General features: G+C 47.7%; 6 protein-coding genes. 2 read left to right on the top strand and 4 right to left on the bottom strand.

Annotation, left to right across the window (positions count from 1 at the left end):
• Together RID09_RS22965 and RID09_RS22960 are read left to right on the top strand one after the other, a co-directional pair.
• A partial coding sequence (locus RID09_RS22965; protein WP_446338234.1) for a hypothetical protein occupies positions 1 to 188 on the top strand: 188 nt, incomplete at its 5' end.
• Between the two features lie 145 nt (positions 189 to 333).
• Positions 334 to 1,806, top strand: coding sequence for a leucyl aminopeptidase (locus RID09_RS22960; protein ID WP_446338233.1), 1,473 nt, complete (start codon positions 334 to 336; stop codon positions 1,804 to 1,806).
• 101 nt (positions 1,807 to 1,907) lie between these two features.
• Here the strand turns inward: RID09_RS22960 and RID09_RS22955 are convergent, their stop codons facing one another.
• The 4 genes from RID09_RS22955 to RID09_RS22940 all read right to left on the bottom strand — a co-directional run bounded on the left by RID09_RS22955 (position 1,908) and on the right by RID09_RS22940 (position 8,712).
• Positions 1,908 to 2,129, bottom strand: a complete 222-nt coding sequence (locus RID09_RS22955) for a DUF6464 family protein (RefSeq protein WP_446338232.1) — start codon at positions 2,127 to 2,129, stop codon at positions 1,908 to 1,910.
• Between the two features lie 415 nt (positions 2,130 to 2,544).
• Entirely contained in the window at positions 2,545 to 5,751 is a 3,207-nt protein-coding gene (locus RID09_RS22950) for a glycoside hydrolase family 9 protein (protein WP_446338231.1), read from the bottom strand.
• Positions 5,752 to 6,328: 577 nt separating this feature from the next.
• The gene (locus RID09_RS22945; protein WP_446338230.1) at positions 6,329 to 7,393 is read right to left on the bottom strand and encodes an LOG family protein; all 1,065 of its coding nucleotides are present in this window, start codon (positions 7,391 to 7,393) and stop codon (positions 6,329 to 6,331) included.
• Positions 7,394 to 7,464: 71 nt separating this feature from the next.
• The gene (locus RID09_RS22940; protein WP_446338229.1) at positions 7,465 to 8,712 is read right to left on the bottom strand and encodes an MFS transporter; all 1,248 of its coding nucleotides are present in this window, start codon (positions 8,710 to 8,712) and stop codon (positions 7,465 to 7,467) included.
• Positions 8,713 to 8,937 lie beyond the last annotated feature (225 nt).

Raw genomic sequence — 8,937 nt, 5'->3', positions numbered from 1 at the left:
CAGTTATCAGTGAGCAGTTATCAGTTATCAGTGAGCAGTTATCAGTTATCAGTTATCAGGAGCTGGGGGAGCTGGGGGAGCAGAGGGAGCAGAGGGAGCTGGGGGAGCAGAGGGAGCTGGGGAAGCTGGGAGACAAAATTTCTATAGTCCATTACCCTATTCCCTATTCCCTATTCCCTGTTCCCTAACAAATGACGAATGACGAATGACCCCCATTCAGCGACCACCCTTAGAAAGGTGGCGTGGTGAGGAATCATCGCACTTACAGGGCGGTAAGGATGTCAAAAATGCAATACTAAAGATGAGGTAAAAGATAAGAGACAGAACGCAGGAATGGAAATTCGAGCAACGGATACACCACGGGTAGATTGGACTGGTGATGCCCTAGCACTGGGATTCTTTGAAGATGCTGTGGAGTTAACGGGCGATTTAGCCCAGCTTGATCAGAAACTCTCAGGTACGCTTAAGGAACTGATTGAGGAAAGCGAATTTAAGGGAAGCGTTGGCAATAGTGCTGTAACTCGTGTGGGTGCCGGTAGCTCAGTTCGCAAAGTTATTTTAGTTGGGCTGGGAAAATCTGATGCCCTAACGGTAGATAGTTTACGCCGAACAGCGGCTGCGATCGCGCGGATGGCAAAGCAGCAAAAGAGCAAAACCCTGGGTATTAGTCTACCTGCGGCGAATAATGATGCTGCCCTCAGCGCTCAAGCAATAACGGAAGGGATTACTCTAGCACTGCATGTCGATAATCGCTTTAAGTCGGAACCTGAAGATAAGGGTGCGAAACTAGAACAGGTTGAATTACTCGGACTCGGTGATGTCCAAGATGCAATTAACCAAGCCAATGCGATTGGTGAAGGCGTAATCTTAGCACGAGAGTTAGTCGCCGCCCCTCCTAATTCTTTAACACCAATGACGTTGGCACAGACGGCACAGGATATTGCCTCCGCTTATGGCATGACGCTAGAAATATTAGAGCGAGAAGAATGCGAAAAGTTGGGCATGGGCGCGTTTTTGGGCGTGGCGCAAGCCTCAGAAATGCCACCCAAGTTTATTCATCTCACCTACAAACCAGAAGGGACACCGCGTCGAAAAGTGGCGATTGTGGGCAAAGGATTAACCTTTGATTCCGGTGGCTTGAACCTGAAAGTCTCAGGTAGCGGCATCGAAAACATGAAAATGGATATGGGAGGGGCGGGTGCTACCTTAGGTGCAGCCAAAGCCATTGGTGAATTAAAGCCGGATGTCGAGGTTCACTTTATTAGTGCGGCGACGGAGAATATGATCAGTGGTCATGCACTGCATCCTGGTGATATCCTCACCGCGTCCAATGGCAAAACCATTGAAGTGAATAATACCGACGCCGAAGGGCGGCTGACTCTCGCTGATGCTCTGGTGTTTGCCGAAAAGCTAGAGGTGGACGCGATCGTGGATTTAGCCACCCTCACCGGGGCTTGTGTCGTGGCTCTCGGCAATGATATTGGTGGACTTTGGACAACCGATGACACCCTCGCGGCTCAACTCAAAACAGCATCGGAAAAAGCAGGCGAAAAATTCTGGCAGATGCCGATGGAAGAGAAATATTTTGAGGGAATGAAGTCACCGATTGCTGACATGAAAAACACCGGTCCTCGTGCTGGTGGTTCAATCACGGCGGCTCTATTTTTAAAGCAGTTTGTTAAACAGACCTCTTGGGCGCATTTAGATATTGCAGGTCCGGTGTGGGCAGATAAAGAAGACGGTTGCAATAATGCCGGGGCTACGGGTTTTCCAGTTCGCACGCTGGTCAACTGGGTTTTGGCATAAGCTAAATTCGTAGCGACCGTAGGGGTTTGGTTACCAAACCCCTACCCTTGTCAATTATCAATTATTAATTATCCATTGATAAATTTTTATCGGATGAGTCTCTAGTCGAAAGTCACATCCGGTTCATAATCTTGACAGGGTTCGCAGGAACCAAGAGGGTTCACAGCACAAAGCAAAAACGCTGAGTTAGCATAATATCGACAGGTATATTTTTTATCGACCGTTTTTGATAATTGCCTCATTCGTTGCTCGTGAAAATCAATCAAGCGTTTAATCTGAGCATGAGAGTTCAGACGCAGGCGTTTAAATCCAATTGTTGTCATCGCTAACTTAACCCAATACAGTTTTGGGATTTATTTCCTTAATTTTCTGTAGACAATGGTATAATAACGCCTAATTGTGCCATAAAATATCTGCCCGATTGCACAGATACAAAGGGAAACCTTATGCATTCATTATATTTTGCACCTTGCCCTAGGGAATAGTTCAGTCCATTTTGAACAAGGCTTTTGAGCAAACAATCGGAGAATGGACAAAACCGTAGACACATCGATTAGGACTTTCCGAACTGTTGTTCCAGACGTTGCAGGCAACGTCTGGAACTAAATGATGTGTCCTAACCGCTATGGCGGTTGCTATACTTGAAACATCCTTTGTAGTAAAATACCCCCACTAATTGCTTCTAATCAAACCAAATTGGCAGCAGGATAATTTCTCAGCTATCCAGCTTTCCCTTCTCTAAGAAGCGACTACATCCGCAACGGTCAACGCATTCAACTTATCGAGGTTGAGTCCCGAAATACTATCGAGTGCTTGTCCGCCTAATTCCCCATACATTCTAGCCAATGCCCCGGTTAAGCCAGCATTGTAGTCCATCGCCACTTCATTCCGAATGAAGTCCGTGCGCTCATCAACATAATCAAAATCATTGGCTGAAGCTGGACCCCCAACCAGCGCTCCGTAGAGAGTGTGCTGATTATCGCGAGAATCGCTAATATTCGTCACTCCAGAAGCGGCACGGTGGTGAGGGTTGAGCGCATAGTCCTCACCAAAACCAACCATATAGCTAAAGTCGCGGGGATTATCGCCGAGAATGTAGTCAATTTGCCCCTCAGCAAAATCAGAGTATTTCCCGTTGGGGTCATTCACCGTATCCGCGTAGACGCCAGCCAAGAATGAGGTATTGGCGCTGTAGCGCAGAGAACCCCACTGACTCAGCCATGCGAGTCCACCGGAGGTATAGGTTGGGGTGCTACCGCCAGGAAGCCAGGAGTTTAACCAGCCTTCCACATCACTCTTATAGGCAGATTTCCCAGTTTCTTGAGCTAACAAGATAGCCGCACCATAAGATTTGTCATCCCACGATTGCGTCCACCCCGGACCAATTCCCTGGTATAAACTTTCGGCTTTGTTGAGATATGTCTTATCCGTACTACCCGTCGCTTCAGTTGCTTTGTGCAGCCAAGTCGCACCCCAAACTAACTCGTCTTGGAAACCACTGAAGGAATTGTAGAATTGACCCGCATCGGGAATCGCGTCAGTATACGTGCCGCGATATTGGTCGGCAAAATCGTAGAGTTGTTTCGCGTTCTGGAGCAGTTTATCCGCGTAGGCTTTGTCTACATCTCGGAAGACAATCGAAGCCGCCGCCAGAGACGCCGCCGCTTCCCCTGCTAAATCAGACCCAGGATTGGAGCGGTCGATTTTATAGGCGGGTCGTTCCATGGTCATGTTTTCCGGAGCGCCCCAGTAAGCATGGTCGATGTTACCGTCTCCCACTTGTCCGAAAAACTCTTTAGTGCCTTGGCTATCGGTGACGTGGGCTTTGAGGATGTAATCGGTACCCCACTTAATCGAGTCTAGAATTTCTTCAAATTGTCCACTTTGCTGATAAGCATCCTGGTATTCAATCGCGCCCCAACCCAGCATTGTTATTGAAGCAGCTCCTGGTAAGCCGAACTTAACGTGGTCCCCCGCGTCGTAGTAACCGCCTGTGAGGTTACGCCCCACACCTGAGCCATCGTTTAAGGCAGAATCGCCGCGCCAGGGGATAGGATTGGTATCGGGTAGGTCACCAGAGCGTTGAGCATAGTAGAAGAGGATGGACTTTTGAAGTGCCTCTCCATAATTAAAAGCCCCTTGCTGAGGAGGGGGTTGGGATACATCATCATTGGTAATAGTGCCTACCCCTTGAGCGTCCCCAATCGTGGCGTTGGTGGCTTGGGAGAGATTCACTTTAAAGGTTTCATTGCCCTCTACCGTTGTATCACCCAAGATGGGTACGGTAAACGTCTTACTGGTTTGCCCAGGGGTGAAACTCAATGTACCGGATTTAGCCGTATAGTCAGACCCAGCAATGGCTGTGTCATTCGCCGTGGCGTAATTCACACTGACGGTTTGAGTACTCGCGGCGGAGAGGTTGACGGTAAAGGTGGCGTTTTTCGTGCCACTATCGCCTTCGGTGATGCTGACATCATTGATAGATAACTGTGACAGTACTGGGGCAGAATCATCATTATCGACAATTGTGCCGACACCTTGAGAATCCGCAATCGTCGCGTTGGTGGCTTGGGAGAGGTTTACTTTAAACCTTTCATTCACCTCATCCAGGGTGTCACCGATAATCGGTACGGTAAACGTCTTACTGGTTTGTCCAGGAGTGAAACTCAATGTACCGGATTTAGCGGTATAGTCAGACCCAGCAATGGCTGTGTCATTCGCCGTGGCGTAATTCACACTGACGGTTTGAGTACTCGCGGCGGAGAGGTTGACGGTAAAGGTGGCGTTTTTAGTGCCAGTATTGCCTTCAGTGATGCTGACATCATTAATCGAAAGGGTTGGCTGCGTGGGTGAACTGGTTCTAGGAACTAATTCAATGTAGTTAACATTGAACGAGTCGGAAAGCATATCCAGGCGCAATTGTTGGCTACCTGCGGAGAGGTTCACACCTTGAGCCGTCACATTCTGCCAAGATTGCCAGCCACCTGTTCCGCCAAAGCTTAGGGTTTTGCTTTGACCTTCAACCGAAACCTTTAAGCTGCGCGTACCTGACGACGCTGAGGCAACACGAGCAACAATGTCGTAGGTTCCGGCTGTGGGAACGTTGACATCGTAGGTTAGCCATTCCCCTTGCTGAATCCAGCCAACATTATAGCCGCCACCGACATCTGTAGTGGCTTGGATATCAACATTATCGGAACGATAGCCTCCCCCTGTATTACCAGCGCTTTTATCGAAGAAACTAACATAGTCTTCCGCTTGAATCCGGATGGAGGTATTAGCTGGGGGAGTGCTGGAGTCATCATTGCGAATCGTACCCACCCCTTGAGCATCAGCAATCGTCGCGTTGCTGGCATTGGAGAGGTTAAATCTGAAGGTTTCATTGCTCTCTACCCTCGTGTCCCCAGTTACAGGCACATTGATAATCTTAGAGGTTTCTCCAGCCGCAAACGTGATTATGCCAGATTTGGCGGTGTAGTCAGAACCCGCCGTCGCTGTGCCATTGGCGGTACTGTATTCAACCGTTACAGGTTGGTCACTCGCTTCAGACAGGTTAACCACAAAGTCAGCCGAAACAGTACCTGTGTCACCTTCAGTAACGGTTACATCATTAACAGAGAGAGTGGGTATTGACGGGGAGGTGCCAAGGGGTTCTCCATTGAGACTGTAGCCAGTTGGTTCAGCACTCGTACCGCTACCGTTGAAACCGATAGAAAGACTACCGTCAGCCGCCAGAGTGCCGTTATAGCTGAGGTTGCGGATTGTATAACGGTTGCCTTCTTTGCTAACAATTTCCGCATCCCAGATATTGGTAATTTCAAAGGGAGCTTCAAACTCCAAAGTCCAGCCATTTACTTTGCTGGAGCTATTGTTAGCAATTGAAAGATTCGCGGTAAAGCCACTTCCCCAGTTATTGGTAACATCAAAATCAACAGCAAAAGTCATTCTTTAACTCCTATTATTGAGCGCATTGACCGAAAACAAGACGGTTTCTTGTTCCTAGATCATGAATTTGCGGCTACAATCAGTATCGCTTTTGTATTCTTGTAGCGTTATCGGTAGGTACCACTAATGACTATTGTGGCAAGCTAAATATGAATTGTCATCAGGCTTTAATGAAGTTAATTTAAAGATTCATAGAGGAAAAATGAAAGAAATATATTATGTTAAATAATAATAAATACAATTATTTTTATAATGAAAAATATAATTTTCTTTGGGTGAATTCTTCTCCCTCCCCTTATCTGTTTCCAGAAGAAGGGGAGCAGGGGGAGCAATGTAGAGACGTAGCATGCTACGTCTCTTAGCTGGGGGAGTTGGATCAGTCTGGGCGGGTTTAGTCACATCTGGGTTAGTTCAAAAACGATAGTAGTGAAAAGAGCCCCGACAAACCAGGTTCCCTTGAGTGCAGCAAAGGGTCAACACTCAGACGCTTCTGTCATCACGTCTGGAACATTCACACGCCTCCGACTAGCAAGGGCGTTGGATCAAAACTCAAAACTCTCGCACTTCTCCAATCCCTTTATTTACGCTCAGGATGAGTCGTTTCTGGGGATGCAGCCGCCATTTGACTAATCCTAGCTATCAGTTGATAGAGACGCCCAGAATCTTTGCGGTTAAAGTAAAAAATTAAGCGGGGCAGATTCGCCGTTTCATCGGGGAGTTCTGCGGGTAAAGCCTTGCTTTTTTCAATTTGACCATTGACTACAATGTCACTAAACTCAGCATTAAGCCGTTCAACATCAGCATCGGACAACTCCGATTTAAGACGCATTACGAACCGATTGCCGACATAACGACTGGAGTGATACACACTGTAAAACAGATGAATCGCCTCGTAAGCCACCTCCAGATTATCGGTAACTGTATAAAGGCTAGTATCTTCCGGGCTGATCAACCCTCGTTGAATTAAATGCTTGCGAATATAGGCATCCCAATCCTTCCAGTACGTACCGCCGGGACGATCAATCAAGACCAAGGGCACCGGTTCTAATCGTCCTGTCTGACATAGGGTTAAACATTCAAAGGCTTCATCCTGCGTACCAAAGCCACCGGGAAAAAGTGCGATCGCGTCACTTTCTTTAAGGAAAAATAGTTTGCGGGTAAAGAAATATTTAAACCGAATGAGTTTAGGATCTCCCTTAATAAAAGGATTCGTTTCCTCAAAGGGAAGCTGAATATTTAACCCAAAGGAATTTTTAGCGCCAGCGCCTAAATGCCCTGCCTCCATAATCCCACCCCCAGCGCCTGTCATGACCATAAAACCGTGCTGGGTTAAATAGCGGGCGAACTCGGCTGCGAGTTTATATTCAGGTGTCTGGGGATCAATCCGTGCTGAACCAAAAATCGTGACCTTGCGGACGTGACGATAGGGATAGAAAACTTGAAAAGCAGATTCCATATCCTCTAACGTCGCCGCGAGGATTTTCCAGTCCAGGCGCTCAATTTCCTCCTCAGTCAGTCGAATGACTACACCTAAGGCACGTTGAATCCATTTTTCATAAGTCGAATTTGGCAGTCGATCAATGAGTGCCGCTAAATCGCTCTTAAGTAACTGCGGATCATAGTCTGAAGGAGATGGAGTCATTGCTACATTTGCTAATGGCTTTCTATTTTATCGACATTTAACTTATCTTTGTCAGTGAATGCAACTAGGACTTAGGACTCAACCTCCCGATAAACATAAATATCTCGCTCCCGCCCTAGAGCAAATCGGAGAGAATGAGATAAGGTTTTGCTCGATTGAGTGGTAAAAATAATCACGGCTAAGACAATCAAACCCGCCGCGCACAGAAAAATGCCAGGATAGCCCAGAGGTTGAGCTATGGTACCGCCAACCGGTCCTGCGATCGCAATCCCTAAATCAAACCCCGCAATACAAGCCGAGAACACACGCCCACGTTCATGGGCACCGGAGCGATCGGAAATTAAGGCGATCATCAACGGTAATAACACACCAGCCCCTGACCCTTGAATCAGACCAATCAACAAAAAGGCTTGTGGCGTTTGCGCTTGAGAAAATAGGGTTAAGGCAACTCCATAACAAATCAGACTTCCCGTAATAAACACACCTCGCCCGTAATGATCAGACGCCCGACCCACGATTAAACGCATCCCGAAACTCCCTATCGCCGTCGCCGTGAAAAACCAGCCCGCATTTAAATCGACATTCGTTGCTCGGATATACAACGCCGAAAAGGTACTTACCCCACCAAACGCCAACCCAGCCAACAGCAACACCACGGCGGGAATCCGCAGACGGGGACTCGCTAATAACTGCCAAAATCCTTTGAAGGTCAGTTTAGCCGTTTTCTGTTGTGCTCCCTGGACTCGCTGAGGTTCCCTCACCTGAGTGGCACAAACAAATCCGCATAAACCCAGCCCCCCGGAAAATAGAAAAAAAGCATTGTAACCGGCTTGAGCCTCAAGTAATCCGCCCAAGGCTGGACCTAATGCCATACCCAAGGGTGTTACCAGACTCATATAGCCAATTAACTCTCCCCGTTGACCCACGGGTGACAAATCAGTCACCAAAGCGATATAGCCCGTCGTAAACGCCGCTAAACTAACCCCATGAAAGACCCGGATTGCGATTAACCAAGCAATAGAATCCGCGAACAGATAACCTAATGGTGCGATCGCCACCACAATCGTACCAATCAGCAACACCAGTTTACGGCTATGGTGATCAGCCAAATGTCCCAAACTTTGTCGAAACACCAATAAGCCGATGGCAAAGCTGCCCATCACTATCCCGACTTGCTGTGTCGTTCCCCCCATATCTTCAATGTAAGGGGGTAATGCGGGTAGCATCGAAGCTAAACTTGACCAAAACAGGAGACCCGCAGCAAATAGAGTGAGTAGATTCCGGCGTTGTTGCGCTTCCATGGTTATGAAGATTTTCATGCCTTGAGTATCCTGATTGAAACGTTGTTAAGAACCTCCCACGAACGCAACCGCATCCGTTCTGGATGGAAGAAACACATCTGGCGTTTGTCGGGGTGTTAGCGAAGCGGAGCTATCTTTTGACAAAAGACCCACAAGCCTCTGCTCATAAGCTTCACCCAATCCCCTTGAGCAAACGTCTTTCTTCGGAGTCATCTCTTTCTATTTAACATTCTTAACATTTGA

Origin of the sequence: Coleofasciculus sp. G1-WW12-02 (genome assembly GCF_040219735.1) — a bacterium.
Lineage (GTDB): Bacteria > Cyanobacteriota > Cyanobacteriia > Cyanobacteriales > Coleofasciculaceae > Coleofasciculus.
Note: the sequence above shows the minus strand (reverse complement) of the source record. Positions and strands in the feature narration are given on the sequence as shown.